Source organism: Komagataeibacter xylinus NBRC 15237 (assembly GCF_001571345.1).
Taxonomy (GTDB): Bacteria; Pseudomonadota; Alphaproteobacteria; order Acetobacterales; family Acetobacteraceae; genus Komagataeibacter; species Komagataeibacter xylinus.
Genome location: NZ_BCTP01000049.1, coordinates 1 through 20,226, shown reverse-complemented (window position 1 = coordinate 20,226; position 20,226 = coordinate 1). Strand labels below are relative to the sequence as shown.

The window sequence follows — 20,226 nt, the reverse complement described above, 5'->3', positions numbered from 1 at the left end:
TCATAGGCCCGCATGTTCTCGGCAATATCCCAGTAAATCTCATGGTGGCCGAGGAAGCGGTAATCAAAGTTGAAGTGCGGCAGGAACGCGCCGGAGGCTGTCATGGTGCCATTGACGGGATGACGGTTATAGGCACCCCATCCTTCGCTGGCCAGCTGGTCGGTGAAATCGCTTTTGGTGCCACCATGTGTGGTCTGGGTAAGGGACTTGAAACCCGCAAGCAGGGTCATGCCGGGAATGATTGTCCATCGGTCCTGCAGGAAGAACTGGAATGTATTCGTGTTGAATTGATCAACGAACCAGGTGTTGCCTGTGCCAGCCGTAAAGTCGGAGTTGTTCTTATGGGCGCTGTTCAGGCCATCCTCATACAGGCGATCTGCATAGGACCAGGAATTGTTTTCGTACCAGATGCCTGTTTCAATGTGGTTGTGATGTGGGGCTTCGATGCCAAATTTCTGTGTAAACCCGAGGCGACGCATGGAGGCATGCGCCATTTCCAGCGCCATGGGAACACCGGTTACGCTGCCATCGGCCTGAAGCGTGGGCGTGCCATAGCTGGGGGACGTGACGAAGTTGTTCGTGCCGCCATAAATGGCGCTGTTCACGTTGCCATAGGCAACCGTGTCTGACGTGACATTCTTGAACAGGTCAAAATGGGCGGTGATGGAGGAGAGATAGGTGCGCTGCAACTGGGAGGCATCCCATGCATAGTCGCCGACCTCATCTGGTGTAAGACCCTGGGAGCCGGGGGGGCATCAGGCCATTCTGGCCGTAATAGGCCCACTGTTTGGCTTTATTGTAATCTGGCGTCAGATAGGTCGAATTGCGGCCCATTGTCTGCCACATGTTCTTGGTCATCGCCAGGTAGTTGTCCTGGGTGAAGTCACCATACCCGAAGAAGGCCGTGATCTTGCCACGATTGCCAACCGGCTGCACCAGTTTGGCATTGGCCTGCAGCTCATCCTGATACCCCATCCCTTTCCACAGATCGGTATCGGTCCGTGCAAAGGACGCATAAAACTTCGTGCCGGTCGAGTTGAGAACACCGCTATCCACCCGCGCATAGGTGCGGAATGCATTATAGCTGCCAAATGTCTGGCTGATCTTGCCGCCTGCCTTGTCCTTCGGGTCGGAGCTCACATAGGTCATGGCGCCACCAAGATTCTGCGCCGAGAATGAATCCAGTGCGCCTGCACCCTGTGACATCGTCATGCCTGCGATGTCATCCTGAATCATGGCCTGTGTGATCGACACGCCATTATCATTCAGGAAGCCCTGCGTGCCAAGCGGCATGCCATCGAGCGTTGCGCCGATCTGGTCCTGTGTAAAGCCACGTACGTAAAGGTTATTGGCATATGTATCGAGGCCGAATGCATCGGTCGAGGTGAAGTTCGCCCCTGGCGTGGTCTGTGCCAGCACCTGCATGGGGTTGGAACCCTCGATAAAACGGTCCATGACCGCGCGTGTCACGGCCACTTCGGCGGAGTGGCTGCGTATGCGCTGTACGCTGACCTTGAGGGATTCAGGTTTTGCGCTGGCAAGCTGGTGCTGTGCCGCCGTGTGCTGCGCCGCTACCGCATGCGTCTTGCCAGCGGTTTTTGCGGTCGTTTTCGCGCTGGTGCGCTGTGTCTTTTCTACTTCTGCCGCGCGGGCAGCATGACTGGCCTCTACCAGAGGGGAAAACGTATATCCCGTGATTGCCGTACACATGAGAAGTAATAACTTACTTTCACAGTATTGGGCTAGACCGGCTTTTTTGTGCATCTGTTACCTTGCCTCAGATCTGATTACTACATGGTTTCAGGAAGTGGGGTGCGGGTGTAAAAAAAGAGTTGGTAGACGCATGTAGTGTCATGCGCGAATAATTCCGGCGCATGGATTTGATATCGAAATGTTTTTATATTTATTCAAATTCCGTCAACCACAAAGAGTTGTGCAACCATTAACCTCAGGTTAAGGGGCCGCCTGAAAACCGGTAGTCTTATCGGAGCCTCATTTCCCTTCAATTCATGTTCTGTCAGGAATACCTGCCGGTCTGCACCCCCAGAATTTTAAAGGAAAAAATATAATAGATTGAAAAAAAGGAATAATTCACATGAGGCTCAGCCCTTCCGGCGTCTATAAAAAAAATCTGTACGATGGGGAAATGTTCTCTGCCCGGTATTTGCGCCAGACGGCAGGTACCTTCGTCTATTCCGGTGAGGTGCGAGTTTCAGGTCACATGTTGCATTTATGAAACATGTATTTTTCAGCGGATCTGCCCATATTCCATCAGCATGAGACATGTCCTGATTCGGAGCATTCTGTGATTGTATTGACGCATTCCTGTGAGAATGAACTCATGTGTTCTATGCCGTCCCGAAAGATCGCTCTGCGGCCATGCAGGCAAAAATTTTGCCCAGAACTTTAAAAAATACCGTGGCTTGAAACAGCCCCACTATTTCAGGGCGCGCTGACGGAAAAATCCAGCTCATATGATGACTGATCAGCCGCACGGTGCTGCCCGATGACATGAATGGCAGAATCCTGCGGCAGCAGGCAGTTTGCCAGCCATACCGTGTCGGGGCCATCTCCCCGGTTACGGTAGGCCAGATGATTGTCGCCCTGCCGCAGGCGGGCGGGCAGTGTCAGTTCAAGATCAATGACGCCCGTGCCGTTCTGCATGTCGGCAAGGGATGGAAACGTCATGGCCTGCACGAGCAGGTGTTCGGACTGCCCATTGAGGGAAAGCGACAGGGTATGCATGACGTGGGTCACATAAGCATGCTGCTCGCTGACCGACAGGCTGCCATCGCCGTTGCGGTCAATCTGGCGAATGAGCCCTGGCGCCACATCCACCCCGGGCGTAAGGCGCAGATGCAAGGCAATATGATCACGCGCAAGGCTGAATGTCGTGGCCTGCAGATATTCATCCAGCCGGTGCGCCTGAGCCGAAGCGGGCAGGAGCAGCAGGGCAATGGCCGCAAGACACGCCTGTCCGGCCCGGCTCATGGGTGGGTAAACCGGCTGCCATACCGATTGGTCGGGTCGCGGTAGACGGTGTGGACATGCAGTGTCGGGTCACCGCCAACGCCCTGGGGCGAAAACTCGATCAGCAGCCGCGGCCCCTGAATGCGGTAATAGGAAGACCCATTGCGGTCTGGTTCATGGGTGGTCGGGCCACTCCAGGCAAACCATGTCTGGTCCAGCCCGGCCCTGATTTCCGCCAGGCGCGGGGCGGCATAGGCATCGTTGATGATCCCGGCCCATTCGGTGATGACGTCCATCAGGGCCTGCTTTTGCGTGGCATTGAGCGCGTCCCCCCTGATGCCTTCGGGCACGAGTGTTTCCCCGTCATGACCTGGCCCCTGCACAAGATCCTCCACCTTGTAAGGCAGGATGGCCTGCCTGCGCTGCGTTTCATCGAGCAGGTCCAGCAGGGCGAAGGCCTTGTCGCTTTCGCCTGCCAGCACGCGCACCATCTGCCCATCGCGCTGGTAAAGCGACGGTTGCGCACCGGTCAGGGTGGGGGTCATGACGCCATGCGGGCCGTCAATGACCAGGTTCAGGCCCAGATGATGGCCGCCAAACTGCACCATCCACGGTCTGGTTTGTGAGGGTTCGCCAAAAATCGCAATGGTATAGACTGCCTCGCCCGACGCAAATTGCGTGCCGCTATCGGCAAGCGCCTGGTCGGCACCCATGATGTCGCGCACCTTCTGGTAGCCCTTCGCACTCAGCAGGGTCTGGAGCAGGTGCAGGGCGGCCCCGCGCTGTTGCGGTGTCAGGTGGCCCATCTGCACGCCGGGGCGCGGCACGTCGCTTACGGGAAAGTTGGACCAGATCGACTGCCCGTAACGCTCGCCCACAAAGCCGCCCGGCGGTCCCATGCCCGGACCCTGTTTCATCGGCGCGCTGGCCTGGGCACCGGTAACGGGCAGGGCGGGCTGGTCGGGCGCGCTGCGGCGGAAGCGGGCCAGCGTGCCTGTTTTCTGCGCTACAAAAGGAAACTGCACGTCCTTGCGCGCCTGAGGATCGAAGCTGTCGAGGAACGACCGGGCGGCGTCCACCGCTGCACCCGTCTGGCTGGCGGGCAGGGCGTTTTGCGTGGCAGGCGGGGCGGAAGGCGATGGCGCGCCGTGCGCAAGGGCAGGCAATGCGGCCCAGAACAGGCCGCCTGCTATCCATGATCCAGTCTTCATCCGGTCCCCTGCTCTCCATAAAGAAACCATCAAAAGTTTTTGGTGAAGCTTTTTTCAAGAAGCTTCGAAACAACGACACCTTTTTGAAAAAGGCGGCACCCAAAAACTTTTATCCAGTTATCAAAGTGCCTGCTCCAGGGCTGCGCGACAAGGGGCGGCCATGAAAACCGCCAGACCCGTCCCTTCCGCAAATCGAAGTCATTACCTGCGGCAAATGAGGGTTGTCCGCCACGTGTGTCTGAGGATCATGTGGCGCATGAACACTGTCGCTCCTGCACAGGCGGCGGGTGGGCCGGTTATCCATGCCGCGCCGCCACGGCCTTCCTATATTCCGCCTTTTGGCCTGCGCACGGTCATTGGCTGCCTTGGCATGCTGCTCGCCGTGCATGTGGCGGGGTTCAACGAGCATGTGACCGAGATCGGCCTGTCCGATATCCGCGGTGCCATGCATATCGGCCACGATGAGGGCACGTGGGTCATCGCCATCTACGAGGCGTTCAACATCGCCGCCATGGCCTTTACGCCGTGGTTCTACATGACGTTCTCGATCTATCGCTTTTCCATTTTCATGACGGCGGCGCTCGCCCTGTTTTCCATTCCCGCGCCGTTCATGCCCGATGTCACATCGCTGTGCATCCTGCGCGCCTTTCAGGGGCTGGCGGGGGGCTGCCTGCCGCCGGTGCTCATGACCGTCATGCTCAAATACCTGCCACCCCAGATCCGCGTGTTCGGTATCGGGGGGTATGCCATGAGTGCGACTTTCGGCCCCAATCTGGGCCTGCCGCTCGAGGCGTTCTGGTTCGAGCATGTGGGCTGGCACTGGCTGTACTGGGAGATCATTCCCACCGCCGCCCTTGCCATCGCCATGATGGCCTATGGCCTGCCGCGCGACCCGATGCATTTCGAGCGCTTCGAGAAATTCAACTGGCTTGGCATCCTTGTGGGTCTGCCCGCCATCTGCTCGCTGGTCATCGTGCTGTATCAGGGCGACCGGCTGGACTGGTTCCGCTCGCCGGTCATTACCGACCTCGCCTTTTGGGGTGGGGCGGCATTCATTGTGTTCGTCATCAACGAGGCCTACCACCCCAGCCCGTATTTCAGGATTCAGTACTGGCGCTCGCGCAACATCCAGGCGTCGCTGCTGTCACTGGTGGGCATCCTGGCCATCTGTTCCATCATGGGCAACATTCCCGCCACCTACCTTGAGGCCGTGCGGGGTTACCGGCCCATCCAGGCGGCCCCGGTCTCGCTGGTGGTGGCCCTGCCGCAGCTCATCATGCTGCCGCTGATCGCGGCCATCTGCAACAGCCGCAGGGTGGACTGCCGCTTCGTGCTGGCAGGCGGCATGCTGTGTCTTGCCACTGCTGCGTGGCTGGGCACATGGCTGACGGTGGACTGGGTGCGTGACAATTTCTACCTGATCCAGATCCTGCAGGTCTTTGGCCAGCCCATGACCGTCATACCCACGCTCATGCTGGCCACCATGGCCATGGGGCCGGCCGATGGCCCGTTCATTTCGGGCATGGTCAACATGCTCAAGGGGCTGGCCAACGCCGTGGCCTTTGCATTGTTCGGGGCGCTGAGCCGACGGCGCGAGCAGTACCACTCCACCATGCTGCTCGACCATCACGGCACGCATCAGTTGGCCCTGCAGGGCATGGGCGATCCCATCAACGGCCAGCTTGCCGCTACCTCGCCCGACAGCGCGCATGTGGCCCGCAACACGTTGCAGGTCTTCCATACCTACGTGCATGAGCAGGCCCTCGTGCTGGCGCTGAACGATATCTACTACATCCTGATCTGGGTCTGCCTTGGCTATGCGGCCATGAATCTCGTCCTGCCGCACCGCGTCTATCCCCCGCAGGCCCCTTCACCCGATACCCCTGCCCGTTAATCCGGAATTACTGATCATGATTTACAAGAAACCGCTGCTTTACGCAGGCTGTGCCGCCGCCGTGCTGGCCCTTGTGGCCTGGGGGGGCACGCGCCTGGTCAATGGCGATGGCATCAACCAGTACACCAACGATGCTTACGTGACGGCGGACTTCCCCACCGTCGCACCCAAGGTGTCGGGCCGCATCGACCGGGTGATCGCGCAGGATAACGAACAGGTGCATGCAGGCGAGGAACTCGCCCATATCGAGGATGACGACTATCGCGCCGCCCTTGAGGTGGCACGCGGCAACAGGCAGGCAGCACAGGGTGATGTCGCCAACCTTGAAGCCGAAATCGCGCGTCAGGATTCCGTCATTGCGCAGGCCCGCGCCGCCGTGCTGGCCGATCAGGCGGACCTGATGTTTGCGCGCCAGAATGCCACGCGGTACCGCAACCTGTCATCTGGCGGGGCGGGCACGATCGAGCAGAAGCAGCATTCCGAGGCGCAGGAAAAGGAAGCCGAGGCCGCCATCGCCCGCGACCAGGCCGGGGTGGATGCCGCAATACGGCAGGTGGCGGTGCTGCAGGGCCAGCTTGAACGCGCACGCGGCGTGCTGGTGCGCACGCAGGGCGATGAGAAGCAGGCCGAGCTGAACCTGTCCTATTGCACCATTCCCGCACCGATGGATGGCGTGGTGGGCGAGCGTGGCGTGCGCGTGGGTAACTACGTGCATCCGGGCACGGGCATCCTGGCCGTGGTGCCGGTACATGCGGCTTACGTGCTGGCCAATTTTCAGGAAACGCAACTGACCAAGGTGCAGGCCGGCCAGCGCGCGACCATCTGGGTCGATACATTTCCCGGCCATCCGCTCAAGGCGCATGTTGACTCGCTTGCGCCCGCCACCGGTGTTGCGTTTGCGCCTATCCAGCCCGATAACGCCACCGGCAACTTCACCAAGGTGGTGCAGCGCATTCCGGTCAAGCTGACCTTTGATCCCGGCCAGCCATTGGCCGACAAGGTGCGCGTCGGCATGTCGGTTGAAGCCAATATCGATACATCTTCCGCCCCTGAAGGCCCGCATGCCAATGATGCCCGTTATGTCTGGCAGTAAGGCCATGAAGCGCTTCCTTCTTGCCGGGCTTTCGGCGCTGGCGGTGGCGGGCTGCACGGTTGGCCCCAATTACCACAAGCCGCAGGTCAAGGCGCCCGCGCAGTGGCGCGCCACCCAGCCGCCAGCGGAAAGTCAGGTCACCATGGCCACGACCGACCCGCACTGGTGGACCCTGTTCAACGACCCCATCCTGACCCGGCTGGAAAACGAGGTGGCCAGCGCCAACCTTGACCTGAAAGCTGCCAGCCTGCGGCTGATGCAGAGTGTGGCCGAGCGGCGCATTGCCAGCGCCGCCCAATTGCCGCATGCCGAGGCCAATGCCTCCTACGGGCGCGAGCGTGCCTCCACCAATGGCGTGCTGGGGCTGCTGGGCACCATGGAGCGCGAGGGCGCGGGCTCGGTAGCCTCGGGCACGCAGGGTTTTGGCCCCACGGCGCTGCCCGGCAGCGTGGGCAACCCGTCCTTCAACCTGCCGCAATATGGCATGAACGCCTCGTGGGAGGTGGATTTGTGGGGGCATGTGCGCCGGCAGGTGGAAGCGGCAACTGCGGCCATGCACGCCACCGAGGAAATGCAGCGTGACACGCTGGTCTCGCTCATGGCCGAGACCGCGCAGGACTATATCGACCTGCGCGCCACACAGGTGCAGCTTGGCATCCTTGAACACAACATCGCGGTGGCTGATAACAGCGTGCGGCTGACCACCCTGCGCTTTGAGCAGGGTGCCGCGACCCGGCTGGACGTGGCGGAGGCCACCGGCCAGCTCCATACCTTCACCTCCCGCCTTGCCCCGCTCAGGGCGCAGGTTACGCACCGGCTCAATGCGCTGAGCTTTCTCGTGGCGCGCGAACCCGGCGCGCTTGATGCCGAACTCGGGCCGCCGGGCATCATTCCCGTCGTGCCCGCCACCATTCCCGTGGGCCTGCCCTCCCAGCTTGCCGAGCGCAGGCCTGATATCCGCATGGCCGCCGACCGGCTGCATGCGGCCACGGCCAATATCGGGGTGGCGATTGCCGATTTCTTCCCTCGCGTCACCCTTTCGGGCAGCCTCGACGTGCAGGCATTGCAGTTCAGCGGGCTGGGGTCATGGGCCTCGCGCCAGTATGGCTTTGGCCCTACGGCAACACTGCCCATCTTTGAAGGTGGCCGCCTGACCGGGCAGTTGCACCTGCGCCGCGCCCAGCAGAAGGAGGCGGCCACCATGTTCCAGCGCACGGTGCTCAAGGCGTGGCAGGAGATTGATGACGCCATGGCCGATTTCACCGCAGCCCAGCGCCGCCGCGATGAACTGGTCGAAGCCGTGCATGAGAACGAGATTGCGGTCGATACCGCCAAGGCGCAGTACGTGCAGGGGTCATCCGATTTTCTCAACGTGCTGACGTTGCAGAATGCGCTTTTGTCCTCACAGAGCGCGGAAGCGGATGCTACCGCCCATGTGGCGCTGTCGGTAACCAATCTGTATCGCGCGGTTGGTGGCGGGTGGGAAAGCTTCTACCCTGAAAAACAGAAGAAGACCCGCAAGCATGGCTAATTGATCAAAAACAGGAGCAGTTTCTGGGTGTCGCCTTTTTTCAAAAAGGCGACGTCTTCTGAAGCTTTTTGAAAAAAGCTTCACCAAAAACTTTTATCATTTCAGGGTATTATTGGTCCTGCCTTTTCAAACAGTCTTTTAAGGGGCGCACATGATCACGATCCGGCACGCAGCCAGCCTTGGCACGGCCCATGATGGCGGGCAGGTGCTGCGCTGCCATTTCGCCTTTGCCGATTATGCCGATCCGGCGCATGGCCATGAGGGCCGCCTGCGCGCGGTCAATGCCTGCACGCTGCCTGCGGGCGCGGCCTACCGCATTGGCCCCGAAGCGGCGGTGGATATCGTGACATGGGTGGCAGATGGCACGCTGGCTACAGGCATGACGGGCTTTGAACCTGATGCGCTCGGCACGGGTGGGCTGCATCTGGCCAGCACCGGCAGCGGCTGTGCGCAACTGGCATGGTGTGCGGGCGGGCAGGGGGCCAGCTTCATCCAGTTCTGGTTCCTCGCTGACACGCAGGGCATGACCCCTGCGCAGGAGATGCGCCCGGCTTTGCCGGAACTCGAAGATGGCGGCTTTCGCATCCTTGCATCAGGTTTTCCCGAGGATGACCCCGAGGAAGGCGAAAGCGTGGAGGACGGTGCGCCCGTCACCCTCGCCGCGCGTGCGCGGCTGCTGCATTCGGCCCTTCCGGCAGGGGAGGGGGCGGCTTACGGCACTGCGCCGGGGCGGGTGCTCTACCTGCTCGTGGTCTCAGGTGCCGTGCGGATCGGCACGCAGGAGCTGCATGCAGGCGATGCGGCGGCCATCAGCGGGCTGACCGACATCACGGTCATGGCTGATGAAGCGGCCGTGGTGCTGCTCGCGGATGTCGCGGCCTGAGGCCTGTGACCCGAACAGTGTTCACGGCGTGCGGGCCAGTATGTAATGAAAGTCCACATCCGCTTCATAATAATCGGTTGTGAGGCGCGGGTTGGTTGGCAGATGTGCGTTCTTGGCGACCGTGATGCATGATATGCTATCCAGATAATAAAAGCCGCTCGTTCTGGTCAGCCGGTAGCGTGTCACTACACCATCGCTATTGCGCACAACGACATGGACGGAAGCGATGCCCTGTTCTCCAAACCTGAAAGATTCTTCAGGGTAATATCTGAACTTGTAAATCGCATTGCCGATTTTACGGTTGAAAGCGGGACCATAAGGCGAGGTCACGGTGACCTGTATATCACCTGTCAGGTTACCTGCGATGGCAGTGCGTGGAAGGCTGACCCAGCCTGTCACGGCCAGCAGCAACGCGGCGCCGATAGGGTGATAGAGCTTCATTGTGTCCTGTGTGGTATCTGTTTTTGCACCATATGGTACATTTAACCTGTTTTTGGCCCGCTGTCTGCCCGGTCGGTTCTGTCGTGGTGGTCTGGCGATACTCTTGACAGGTGCGGGGAAAAAGCGTCTGGGTTGTTGCAGTTGAGGCCCGGCGCATGCGCCGTGGCCCGTAGGCGTTAACGTGAAACAACGCACAGAAACTGACAGCAGACATGCTGGCGGGCTGTGCGTGTGTGTATCCACCCTCACCGGTCTGCTGGCATGATGAGGAGAGACACGCATGATGACCCTTCCCCCCATTGCCCACCCTGATGGCGCGCCAGTAATCGAACGCGTGCGGCACGAACTGCGCCGCCGTCGCCTGCGGGTTGCGGACACCAAACACCTGAGCCCGCATATGATCCGGGTCACGCTGGCAGGCCCGGAACTTGCCGGGTTCACCAGTCCCGCGCCTGATGATCATATCAAGGTTTTCCTGCCCGATCTCGCGGGGCAACTGACGCAACGCGACTACACGCCCCGCCATTACGATGCGGCGGCGGGCACGCTGGTGCTGGATTTTGTCAACCATGCAGGCGGCCCCGCCGCTGCGTGGGCGCGGGCGGCAAAGCCGGGCGATGTGCTGGAGATTGGCGGCCCGCGTGGCTCGCGCATCATCAGGGGCAGGATCGACCACTGGCTGCTCATTGGCGATGAGACGGCGCTGCCCGCCATTGGCCGGCGCGTGGAGGCCCTGCCCGCCGAGGCATTGGTCACCACCATCATTGCCGTGCCCGGCCCGGAAGATGAGCAGGTCTTTACAGCCTGCGCTGCCCATGCCGCCCATTGGGTGCACCGCCCGCTGGCCGAGGCGGAGCAGGTGCACGGCCTGCTGGCGGTATTGCGGCAGGTTCCCCTTGTCAGGCGCAGTTTCGTGTGGGTCGGGGCCGAGGCAGGCGTGGCGCGCGCCGTGCGGCAGTGCCTGATCGCGGAAAAGAAGGTACCTGCCGCGTGGATCAGGGCCGCAGGCTACTGGGTGAAGGGGCAGGCGGACGCGGCCATCAGCGATGTGGGTACGTCAGAATAAAAACATATCTCGATATATCTTGAAATACGATATATCGGGAATTATATCGGACTCATGAAACACGCAAACAGACACGCAGGCGGTCGTCACCGCCATGTTTTCTCCCCCGAAGGGCTGGCGCAGGGCGCAGGCCGTCATCCGGGGCGCGGCGAGGGCCGTGAAGGTCGTGAGGGTCGCGAAGGCCGTGGCCACCATGGTCGCGGCGGCCACGGTGGCGGCCATCGGGGTGGCCCGCGCAACCGGCTGTTCGATTATGGCGAGATGCGCCTGCTGGTGCTCAGCCTGATCGCTGAAAAGCCGACCTATGGCTATGAACTGATCAAGACCATCGAGAAAAAATTCGGTGGCAGCTACACGCCCAGCCCCGGCGTGATTTACCCCACGCTCACCTGGCTTGATGAAGCGGGCTACATCCGCCCCGGCGCGGAAGAAGGCCGCAAGAACTATCACATCACCCCCGAAGGCGAGGCGTTCGTTGCCGCAAACCGCGCGGGGCTGGACGGGATCCTTGCTCGTGCGGCAACGGCCGGACCGCAGGGTCGTGGTGGTGGCCGCAATGCGCCGGTGCCCGTCATGCGGGCCATGGAAAACCTCAAGACAGCCCTGCGCCTGCGGTTGCGCAATGGGGACCTTGACCCGCAGGCCGAGGAAAAGATCGCCTCCCTGCTTGATGAAACCGCCCGCGCGCTGGGCCAGGCCTGAAGCGCGCCCTTTCGCGCCATGAAGGAGGATGATCATGGATGACAGGATTCAGCCGGTTCTGGACCTCTACCATGAGCGCATGCGTGCCGAACGCAGCGCCCCACGGGTGGAAGCACCCGGCGGGCGCGATGGCGGCCACGACCAGCGCATGCGCGCCATCGGGCCGGAGACGGGGCAGCTTCTGAACATCCTGGCCCGCAGCCTCGAGCGCCCGACCATTCTTGAACTGGGCACGTCGTTTGGCTATTCCGCCCTGTGGCTGGCCGAGGCCGCGCGGGCGCGGGGTGGCCGGCTGATCACGATGGAACGGCACGACTATAAATCCGCCCATGCCCGCAAAATGGCCGAACAGGCGGGGCTTGCCGCCTGCATCGACTTTCGCGTAGGCGACGCCGTGGCGATGATTGGCGAACTCGGCCACAAGGTCGATTTCGTGTTCGTTGATTTATGGAAAGACCTGTACGTGCCCTGCCTTGAGGCGTTTTACCCCCGCCTCAACCCCGGCGCGATGATCGTGGCCGACAACATGATCCGGCCGGGCACGGAGGACGTAAAGCGCTACGCACGCGCCATCCGCGCCCTGCCCGGCATGTCCAGCGTTCTATTACCGGTGGGCACCGGGCTTGAGGTCAGCCGGCTGGAAAGCGTGCTCCAGGCGGGTTGACCCACCCCCTGCACGGGGCGTTTGTAGCATATGGAATATATTCGCGGTTATATGATAGGGTACCTAAAATGAAGCTTTTATAACGCTGCTGATACAGGACTGTGTGTTTTGAACCGCGACCTTATGGATAACAGCACCCTCGACACGCTTGAGGCCATGCTCCGCACGCGCACCATCGAGGAACTGGCCCAGCAGTTCCACAAAGCTGTTGACGCCATAGGGGAGTTTTACTGCCTGCTTGCAAACGTGAACAAATTCCAGCCTGGCGCCATACGACCGACCCTGTCCAGCTACCCGAAGGAATGGACTACCCATTACATCGGTAACAATTACGGGCAGGTTGACCCGCTTTTGCCCCGTGCGATGCAGACTACGGTCGGGTTCGAATGGAATACGTGCGATGCCATGATGAACAAGAAGGAATGGGCTCTTGCCGCCGATATTTACGAGATCGGCGTGCAGGACGGTTTTGTCCTGCCCATTCATGGTCCGGGTTCATCGGTTTTCTTTGCAAGTTTTGGCCAGGCCGGGCGCACGATGCCCCTGCGCATGCAGATAGCCCTGTCAATGCTGACCATGCAGTACCATCAGCGTTATCAGCAGTTGACGGCACCACAGGTGATCCAGCCCGATATCCTGACCGCGCGTGAGCGCGAATGTCTGGCCTGGGTAGCCAATGGGCGCACTACATCCGAGGTGGCGGAAATACTGAACGTGAATGACAACACGATCAAATTCCACCTCAAGAACGCGCAGCGCAAGCTGGAATGCACCAATCGCGTCACCACGGTCATCAAGGCGCTGTCACTGGGGCTGATCAGCATATAGCACGCCTGGGGCTGGCAGGGACTGGCGGGCGGTGTCGTGTCTGCATCATGCTGCAAATGAACCGTGCGTCATTTCCGGTATCAATCAAGATAATAATCAATGTAATGACCGGGTATCCGCGCTGCAGATTGGTCGAGAATTTTAAAAACTTTTTGAAAAAAACTCATTTATAAAAGTCTATATTCATGTAATATTATAATTATAAAAACATACAAATGGATATTTGTAATAAATTCCATGCGCCTTACCTGGATTGCGGGTGGGATCTTAAACTGGGCATTGCCCGCAATGTGCAAACCGGCCTGCTGCCGGTCAATGGATTACGCCTTCAGCCTGAAAACGGCACGAGCGGGTGGTACATATGGGCGGGCGATGAGATGTCGCAGGATGATGATTTCTTCGTGCTGCTGCACACGCACCATATCCTGCACTGGTGCAAAATGGTCATTCCCTATCTTGGCCTGGCACCGGGATGGACGTTTCTGGTTGCGCCAGACTATGAAAACGCATGGGATAATGAAGCTTTGAGAAAATCAGCTAATACGAGCATTGATGAAGTATAAAAAGCTTCAAAATATCATCGCCTTTTTGACGAAGAGCGAGATCCCGAAACGTTTATTCTTTTTCAAATCCGCTCCATGCCGTCAGGCGCGGATCGAACCGCCAGCCTGCGGGCGAGGCCGCAAGGTGCTGGGCCAGATCGTTGCGTGCCTGCCGCGATGAACTGATCAGGCGCATCCCGCATTGTCAGGGCCGGGCAGAAGCCGGATGGATTACAACGGCAGCAGGCACGGGCTTGTGGGCCATGCGGTGCTGGAAATGGATGGCAAGACCCACCAGCCCCAGCCCGATCAGGGCAAAACACGCTGACAGCACCGGCAGCCCGGCATAGGACCAGCGGGTCACCACCATATGGCTACCCGCCCACGCGCCAATGGCGTTGCCGAAGTTGAAGGAACTCTGGTTCATGGCTGCCGCGATATTGGGGGCGGAGCCTGCGCACGCCACCACATAGGTCTGGAGTGGCGCCATGGGCGCATAGATGAACACCCCCCACGCGAACAGTAGCGCAAGGCAGCTCCAGCTCATGAGGCTGCCCGGCACAAGCAGAAGCTGCACCACCGCCACCGCCGCCATCAGCCCCGCGCAGGAGGGCAGCATCTTCCAGTCAGCCAGCCGGCCGCCCAGCAGGTTGCCCAGGCACAGCCCGCCCCCGATCATGAGCAGCACGGCATCGATCACATGCGTGCCCAGCCCGGTGCGCACCTGCAAAAAGGGCGAGATATAGGTAAACAGCGTGAACATGCTGGCCGATGTGCACATGGAAACCAGCATCATGGTCACCACCAGCGGGTGCAGCATGGCCCGGAACTGCGCGGCCAGCGGAATGGTGGCGCCACCTGCCCTGTCACGCGGAATGCACAGCCACATCGCGCTCCATGCCACCACGCCTATCGCGCAGATCAGCCAGAACGCCATGCGCCATGAGGTGAGTTGCGCCACCACGGTGCCCATCGGCACGCCCAGGATCATGGCCAGCGTCAGCCCGATATAGACGAGCGAGAGCGCTTCGGCACGTTTTTGCGGCGGTACGATCTGGCACGCCATGATGGAGGCCGCGCCGTAAAAGGTGCCATGCGAGAACGCGGTCAGCACGCGTGCCAGCATCAGGCTCCAGTAACCCGGCGCGAGCGCGCTGCAGGCATTGCCCGCAATAAAGATGCCCATGGTCAGCAGCAGCGTGTCGCGCCGCGAGAGGCTGTTGGTCAGGATGGCCACCACGGGCGAGGCGACCGTGACCCCGATGGCATAGCCCGAGACCAGCAGCCCCGCCTGCGCGATGGAGACATGCAGCCCCCCCGAGAGTTGCGGCAGAAGCCCCATGACGATGGTTTCCGTCGTGCCAAGGCCAAAGGCCCCGATGGCAAGGGCGAGCAACGCTATGGGCAAGAGACATGTCCTTGAACAGGTGGCGCATGCCGCATTGTCATGATGCGGATGCGGCGCGCGGTATGCGGCGGGAAAAGCGGGAATGTGCCAGATTTTGACAGGCTTGCAGCGTGAAAAATGACTGTAATATGGCAATATAATTTATACGCATACATGCTATTTCATTCACATATGCAATTCTATACATATGTCTTATTTTATGGTGAAAGAAGTGTTCATTCAGGCATCGCCTGCCCTTACAGGCCAGTCAAATGGCGCATGAGCTGCCCCATCGCCTGCATTGGCCCGGTATCGCTGGTATGGACCTGCCCATGATAGGCGATGCACATCTCTTTGGGGTATCCGAAAACATGGACATGCACCCTGTTTTCCGGCGGGGCGAAGGTTGGTTGCAGGTGCAGGATATCCTGCACGCCAGGGCCAGCGACCGGCATGAAAGCGGCTATGGAACCATGCGCAAAGGTTACGGACTGCAGGGTGTTCTCGCCTATGTCCTCGCCCCTGCGCTGCGCGTCAAACACCTTGTGGATGTTATGGGCAAGCCGTTGCGTGGCGAAGGCATGGTCGTGCGGGTTGTGGCCTCCGTCCGTACCCTCGGCCACCCCGATGACCTGGTTGCGGTCATTGAGCAGTGCTGCGCCGGAGATGCCCGGCATCAGGGCGGCAGGATCGGTAAACCATGCGTACAGATGCCCCTGTAGAGCCGGGGCGCGATGTTCCACCCCGCTGATCTGGTCATATGCGGGCAGGAGCGGGTACATGTCGAACAGGACCGCGTTATCGCCCGGCTTGCCGCGCACGGCGGAGTCAGGCTCCTGCGCCAGGCGGCTTTCTGAAGGGATGGTGGCCGGCGTCTGCCGTGCTTCGCCAAGTTTGTTGCCAAACCGGTCAAGAACATAAATTTTGCCATGCTGGCGCAAGGCATGCTGCGCGACGTGCCGTATTGTCAGGATGCGGTTATGCCCTTGGGGCGTGCGGCTGTCGCGCAGGACAATGCCCGATCCACTGACGTCGTTCCTGCCACCGGGGGTGGACACGTAAAGATACACGGTGGCCTCGAGCGCCACGCGCTCGCTTTCGGGCACGCGCTACCCGTCAAAACATGAATGTTCCGCCACGATATCCGGTCCGCTCTGGTGCGCCATGTCCTTGTAGGAAATGACAAATGGGCCAAGTCTGTGCGCAATGGGCACGATCACGCCGTATGCGATGATGACAATCCAGGGCAGCCAGTGCCACCGTTCGCGTAAAAAGCGCAGGATCATGGCAGGTCAATGCTGCAGCCAGGAAACATCAACCCGATCATATCAAGCGGGCGTGATTGCGACCACCGCGTATGGCGCCGTGCCGCCAGCAGGTTATTCCCCCACAACCCATTCCACGTTGCCCTCTGCCTGCCCATCACCCAGATGCGGGCACAGGGCGGCTAGAATGGCCTGTGCCTCGTCCTCGAAGTGGAAAGGCGGGTTGGCGATGAGCAGCCCGCTGCCATTGAGGCAGGTCGGGTCGAGCGGAGGGCGCAGGGTCAGTTCAACCGCCAGCAGCTTGCGCTGGCCTGCATCCTTCAGCCCGTTCATGAAGGCCCGCACCGGCGCGCGGTGCTTGATGGGATACCACGCCGCCACGATCCCGGCCGGGAAACGCCTGCGCGCGGTCATGATGGCCTGGGCCAGGCGGGCAAATTCATCCCTGCCCTCAAAAGGCGGGTCCATCAGCACCAGCCCGCGCTTTGCCTGCCGAGGCGGCAGCAGCGCGGTAATGGCCCCGTAGCCATCGCGGCCATGCACCGATACCTGCGGGTTATGGCGAAACAGCCGCCGCAGGTCGTTCTGGTCCTCGGGGTGGTGTTCGCAACAGGTCAGCGTATCATCGGGGCGCAGCAGGCGGGCGATGACTTCGGGTGAGCCGGGATAGAACAGCCGCCCCTCATGCGCGCGCATCACGTCACGCACGATATTCAGCCAGGGGCCAAGGGCGGCCTGTTGCGCAACGTCCAGCGGGGTCTCGAGCAGGCGCCCGATGCCTTCGCGCCACTCGCCCGTGGCCTGGGCCTGCGGGCCGGACAGGTCATACAGGCCGATACCGGCATGCGTATCGAGCACGGAAAAAGCCGAGGGCTTGCGGCACAGTGCCTTGATCAGGGCCACAAGCAGGGCGTGTTTCATGACATCGGCGAAGTTGCCGGCATGATAGCTGTGTCTGTAATTCAAGTCCGTCCTGCCAGAATGCGTTCACGGGCCGAGGCCCGTGTCGCGGCAAGCGTTATCGTGCTTTTGGCATGGCTGTCCATCCCGGCCCGAAGCCGGGCGTGGCCTAGCGCAGGAAGAAAGCCACCAGCGCCCACAGGGGCAGGGCCATGAGCAGGCTGAAAAAGATGCCACTCGCGGCGGAATACCGGCGGCGGGCAGGGACAGTCACTCGCTGGGCAGCAGGCTGGGAAACCGTCTGTGTCAGGGCGATACCATCAAACGACATGCGCTTAGGGCCTTAGAAACTGAAGGAAAGGGGAAAAGCACCCCCAATTGTGGAGTAGCACCACAATCCTGCCTTAAAAATAACACGATCTGCTGTCAATCACTTTTAATTAAACTGCCATCATTATCGCTGCCTGCATCTGCGCAGGGGGCTATAAAATCTGGCATTAACAGACACTTCCATAAAAGTTACGGGTTCCGCCCCTGCCCGGCAGCAGCCAGCGCAGTATGGCTTTCCGTGCCATAGGGTGCGGACCCGTACCCCGAAATGCATCTGTTCGGCCACGATTCCCGCCCAGCGGGCTTGTGGCCTGCAACCGGGGTTCCATCTGCCGCAGGGCCGCGCGCTGCGCCGGGGCAATGGCCCGATCGGGTCAAGCCGGTACGCGACGGCAGGCGTGAGAAAAATCTGTTCGTATCAGCCAGTCCTGAAATTTCACGGGCGGGCGCATGCTTTCTTTTGCTGCCTGCATGGGCGCGCCCTATATTTCATCTTGTCAGGAGCGAAAAGACAACGCGATTACCCTGACCGCGAAAGTATAATGGCATAATTCATGCATTATACAGAACAGATACCTGCATATAAATAGATCAGGGCTGTCATCATGCCCTGTCGAGAGGATCAGATCATGGTTTCCTCCAATGCACGCCGTCCGTCTGCCTGGACCATCGCCGATGCACTGAAAGTGCATGCCGATGACCCCACCACCACCATGCCCGTCATCGCCCAGGATTTTCCCGTTATTGATAATGCCCTGTGGCAGTGGGATACGGGCGCCCTGCGCCGCATCACCGGCGAGACGGTCACCTTCAAGGGCTGGTACGTCATGTGGTCGCTCGTGGCCGAACGCGCCGAAACAGGCGACGATGCGGCTGGCTGGCACAACCGCAACGCCTTTGCCTTTATTGGCTATTACTACAGCCGCAACGGCATTGACTGGACCTTTGGCGGTCGCATGCTCAATACCAGCGCCGACCTGCGGCCCGATGAATGGTCGGGCGGCCTGGTCATGCGCCACGGCAGCGAGAATGTGGTCGACATGTTCTACACCTCCGTCAACACGGATGTGAACCAGAGCGTGCCGTCCGTTTCCTCCGGTACGATCCATGCCGATGACAGCGGTGTGTGGTTCGAGGGCTTCACGGCCACGACCGAGATGTTCTCGGCCGACGGGCTGCATTACGCCAATGCATCCCAGGACCCGTATTTCGACTTCCGCGACCCGCACCCGTTCATCAACCCCGCCGATGGGCAGGTTTACTGCCTGTTTGAAGGCAACGTGCCCGGCATGCGCGGCGACTTTGTCATCACCGACCGCGAGGCGGGCCACCTGCCGCCGGGCTACACCGTGGGCGAAGGGGCAGGCTATGGCGCCGCCGCCATCGGCATCGCGCGGCTGGTTTCGTCCTATGCGCAGGGTGATTTCTCACGCTGGGAAATGCTGCCTGCGCTGGTCACCGCCCTGGGGGTGAACGACCAGACCGAACGGCCGCATGTGGTGTTCCGCAACGGGCTGACCTACCTGTTCACCATCAGCCACCACTCCACCTATACCGGCGGGCTTGAAGGGCCGGACGGGGTGTACGGGTTCGTGTCGCGCCACGGCATTCTTGGCCCCTACACGCCGCTGAACAGTTCGGGGCTGGTGCTGGGCAATCCGTCTGCCGCACCCTACGAGACCTACAGCCACTTCGTTGACCCGATGGGCTACGTGCAGTCCTTCATCGACACGCTGCCGGCCCCCGGCACCGACCCGCAGAACCCTGCAACCTACCGCATTGGCGGCACGCTTGCCCCCACCGTGCGCATAGCCCTGGAGGATGACCGCACCTTCCTGACCGAGGTGCATGATTACGGGCAGATCTTCGCCTTTGACGAATGGGCCGCGAGCGACCAGCCCGACCCCCGCCCCGCCACCTGACACCAGCCATTGGGGAGGCCGCCATGCAAGGCGGCCTCCCTGCGGGAACCCTGCGTCATGGACACCATGCTCACGACCCAGACCATCCTCTCTCTCCTGCCCGCCCGGTATGCCGCGGATGCGGTTGTCATCTTCTCCTTCCTCATTTCCGGCTGTGCGCTCGTCGCGCGCTTCTGGCGGCCACCCGCAGCCGGGTCGAAATGGGTGGTCGTGTGGACCTTTGTAACCGCCATGGCGCAACTGCGTGGCTGGAGCAGGCCCCCTGACAGGAAAGGCGATGCCACGGATAAGAAACCGTAAAGAGGTTTCGGGTGAAGCTTTTTTTTAAAAGATTCTGAAGAAAACTGCCTTTTTAACAAACAGCAGGGCAAAAATGATGCTGCGTAAACTTGGCTGCCGCCCTGCCGAAAGGCGTGCGCGCCAGCCCATGCTCACAACCATGCGGGGCTTCATGGCCCGCCGCGCGCCACAGCACCTGAACCGCGATGGCATCGATCCCGCCCCGCTCATGCTGGGCAATGATGTGCTGGGTGACTGCACGGCGGCGGGCATAGGCAACCATATCCGCGCCACTGCCGCACTTGCGGGCTATCAGGT

22 protein-coding genes and 2 pseudogenes are annotated in these 20,226 nt (G+C 60.7%); 13 read left to right on the top strand and 11 right to left on the bottom strand.

Translation table 11 applies throughout. The features are described 5' to 3' along the window. The 4 genes and pseudogenes from GXY01S_RS19165 to GXY01S_RS14185 form a co-directional block, all read right to left on the bottom strand. Positions 1 to 689, bottom strand: a pseudogene (locus GXY01S_RS19165) (TonB-dependent receptor); the annotation flags it as partial. A 31-nt stretch (positions 690 to 720) separates the two neighbouring features. Beyond that, entirely contained in the window at positions 721 to 1,710 is a 990-nt protein-coding gene (locus GXY01S_RS19160) for a TonB-dependent receptor plug domain-containing protein (protein WP_306307465.1), read from the bottom strand. Between the two features lie 732 nt (positions 1,711 to 2,442). Then, entirely contained in the window at positions 2,443 to 2,991 is a 549-nt protein-coding gene (locus GXY01S_RS14190) for a hypothetical protein (RefSeq protein WP_061276106.1), read from the bottom strand. Further along, positions 2,988 to 4,181: a DUF3500 domain-containing protein gene (locus GXY01S_RS14185; RefSeq protein WP_061276104.1), complete on the bottom strand. Its 1,194-nt coding sequence runs from the start codon at positions 4,179 to 4,181 to the stop codon at positions 2,988 to 2,990. Before GXY01S_RS14185 ends, GXY01S_RS14190 begins: the two co-directional genes overlap by 4 nt. On the opposite strand from GXY01S_RS14185, the gene GXY01S_RS18280 reads away from it, so the two are divergent. The 5 genes from GXY01S_RS18280 to GXY01S_RS14165 all read left to right on the top strand — a co-directional run bounded on the left by GXY01S_RS18280 (position 4,166) and on the right by GXY01S_RS14165 (position 9,582). After that, positions 4,166 to 4,345, top strand: coding sequence for a hypothetical protein (locus GXY01S_RS18280; RefSeq protein WP_129551465.1), 180 nt, complete (start codon positions 4,166 to 4,168; stop codon positions 4,343 to 4,345). The two genes, GXY01S_RS14185 and GXY01S_RS18280, sit on opposite strands and share 16 nt — an antisense overlap. Positions 4,346 to 4,437: 92 nt before the next feature. After that, complete coding sequence (locus GXY01S_RS14180) at positions 4,438 to 6,075, top strand: MFS transporter (RefSeq protein ID WP_061276113.1); 1,638 nt, start codon at positions 4,438 to 4,440, stop codon at positions 6,073 to 6,075. A gap of 16 nt (positions 6,076 to 6,091) precedes the next feature. Further along, a complete protein-coding gene (locus GXY01S_RS14175) occupies positions 6,092 to 7,168 on the top strand; it encodes an HlyD family secretion protein (RefSeq protein WP_061276101.1) in 1,077 nt (358 codons plus the stop codon). A 4-nt stretch (positions 7,169 to 7,172) separates the two neighbouring features. Further along, positions 7,173 to 8,699, top strand: coding sequence for an efflux transporter outer membrane subunit (locus GXY01S_RS14170; RefSeq protein WP_061276100.1), 1,527 nt, complete (start codon positions 7,173 to 7,175; stop codon positions 8,697 to 8,699). A 151-nt stretch (positions 8,700 to 8,850) separates the two neighbouring features. After that, the gene (locus GXY01S_RS14165; RefSeq protein ID WP_061276098.1) at positions 8,851 to 9,582 is read left to right on the top strand and encodes a pirin family protein; all 732 of its coding nucleotides are present in this window, start codon (positions 8,851 to 8,853) and stop codon (positions 9,580 to 9,582) included. A gap of 21 nt (positions 9,583 to 9,603) precedes the next feature. On the opposite strand, the gene GXY01S_RS14160 is transcribed toward GXY01S_RS14165, so the two are convergent. Further along, a complete protein-coding gene (locus tag GXY01S_RS14160; RefSeq protein ID WP_061276096.1) occupies positions 9,604 to 10,023 on the bottom strand; it encodes an energy transducer TonB in 420 nt (139 codons plus the stop codon). 280 nt (positions 10,024 to 10,303) lie between these two features. Between GXY01S_RS14160 and GXY01S_RS14155 the strand changes: the two genes are divergently transcribed. The 5 genes from GXY01S_RS14155 to GXY01S_RS14135 all read left to right on the top strand — a co-directional run bounded on the left by GXY01S_RS14155 (position 10,304) and on the right by GXY01S_RS14135 (position 13,846). Beyond that, positions 10,304 to 11,089 carry a siderophore-interacting protein gene (locus GXY01S_RS14155; protein WP_061276094.1) on the top strand — a complete coding sequence of 262 codons (786 nt, stop codon included), beginning with the start codon at positions 10,304 to 10,306 and terminating at the stop codon, positions 11,087 to 11,089. A 54-nt stretch (positions 11,090 to 11,143) separates the two neighbouring features. Further along, positions 11,144 to 11,791: a PadR family transcriptional regulator gene (locus GXY01S_RS14150; protein ID WP_061276091.1), complete on the top strand. Its 648-nt coding sequence runs from the start codon at positions 11,144 to 11,146 to the stop codon at positions 11,789 to 11,791. Positions 11,792 to 11,819: 28 nt separating this feature from the next. Beyond that, a complete protein-coding gene (locus tag GXY01S_RS14145; protein ID WP_207207857.1) occupies positions 11,820 to 12,455 on the top strand; it encodes an O-methyltransferase in 636 nt (211 codons plus the stop codon). 108 nt (positions 12,456 to 12,563) lie between these two features. Continuing rightward, the gene (locus GXY01S_RS14140; protein WP_061276090.1) at positions 12,564 to 13,283 is read left to right on the top strand and encodes a LuxR C-terminal-related transcriptional regulator; all 720 of its coding nucleotides are present in this window, start codon (positions 12,564 to 12,566) and stop codon (positions 13,281 to 13,283) included. A 215-nt stretch (positions 13,284 to 13,498) separates the two neighbouring features. Further along, on the top strand, positions 13,499 to 13,846 hold the full coding sequence (locus GXY01S_RS14135; RefSeq protein WP_061276088.1) for an immunity protein Imm33 domain-containing protein: 348 nt from the start codon (positions 13,499 to 13,501) through the stop codon (positions 13,844 to 13,846). A gap of 52 nt (positions 13,847 to 13,898) precedes the next feature. Here the strand turns inward: GXY01S_RS14135 and GXY01S_RS19045 are convergent, their stop codons facing one another. The 6 genes from GXY01S_RS19045 to GXY01S_RS18270 form a co-directional block, all read right to left on the bottom strand. Then, on the bottom strand, positions 13,899 to 14,021 hold the full coding sequence (locus GXY01S_RS19045; protein WP_255210453.1) for a hypothetical protein: 123 nt from the start codon (positions 14,019 to 14,021) through the stop codon (positions 13,899 to 13,901). A 9-nt stretch (positions 14,022 to 14,030) separates the two neighbouring features. After that, positions 14,031 to 15,233, bottom strand: coding sequence for an MFS transporter (locus GXY01S_RS14130; RefSeq protein ID WP_242501177.1), 1,203 nt, complete (start codon positions 15,231 to 15,233; stop codon positions 14,031 to 14,033). Between the two features lie 236 nt (positions 15,234 to 15,469). Continuing rightward, on the bottom strand, positions 15,470 to 16,318 hold the full coding sequence (locus GXY01S_RS14125; protein ID WP_061276084.1) for a trypsin-like peptidase domain-containing protein: 849 nt from the start codon (positions 16,316 to 16,318) through the stop codon (positions 15,470 to 15,472). Positions 16,319 to 16,321: 3 nt separating this feature from the next. Then, complete coding sequence (locus tag GXY01S_RS18275) at positions 16,322 to 16,498, bottom strand: hypothetical protein (protein ID WP_156470323.1); 177 nt, start codon at positions 16,496 to 16,498, stop codon at positions 16,322 to 16,324. A 93-nt stretch (positions 16,499 to 16,591) separates the two neighbouring features. Beyond that, positions 16,592 to 17,443, bottom strand: a complete 852-nt coding sequence (locus GXY01S_RS14120; RefSeq protein ID WP_061276082.1) for a 23S rRNA (adenine(2030)-N(6))-methyltransferase RlmJ — start codon at positions 17,441 to 17,443, stop codon at positions 16,592 to 16,594. A 103-nt stretch (positions 17,444 to 17,546) separates the two neighbouring features. Then, on the bottom strand, positions 17,547 to 17,708 hold the full coding sequence (locus GXY01S_RS18270) for a hypothetical protein (protein WP_156470322.1): 162 nt from the start codon (positions 17,706 to 17,708) through the stop codon (positions 17,547 to 17,549). A 628-nt stretch (positions 17,709 to 18,336) separates the two neighbouring features. On the opposite strand from GXY01S_RS18270, the gene GXY01S_RS14115 reads away from it, so the two are divergent. The 3 genes and pseudogenes from GXY01S_RS14115 to GXY01S_RS14105 all read left to right on the top strand — a co-directional run. Continuing rightward, complete coding sequence (locus tag GXY01S_RS14115) at positions 18,337 to 19,629, top strand: glycoside hydrolase family 68 protein (RefSeq protein ID WP_082770889.1); 1,293 nt, start codon at positions 18,337 to 18,339, stop codon at positions 19,627 to 19,629. A gap of 57 nt (positions 19,630 to 19,686) precedes the next feature. Then, on the top strand, positions 19,687 to 19,929 hold the full coding sequence (locus GXY01S_RS14110; protein ID WP_061276079.1) for a hypothetical protein: 243 nt from the start codon (positions 19,687 to 19,689) through the stop codon (positions 19,927 to 19,929). Positions 19,930 to 20,002: 73 nt separating this feature from the next. Beyond that, a pseudogene (locus tag GXY01S_RS14105) lies at positions 20,003 to 20,226 on the top strand (hypothetical protein); the annotation flags it as partial.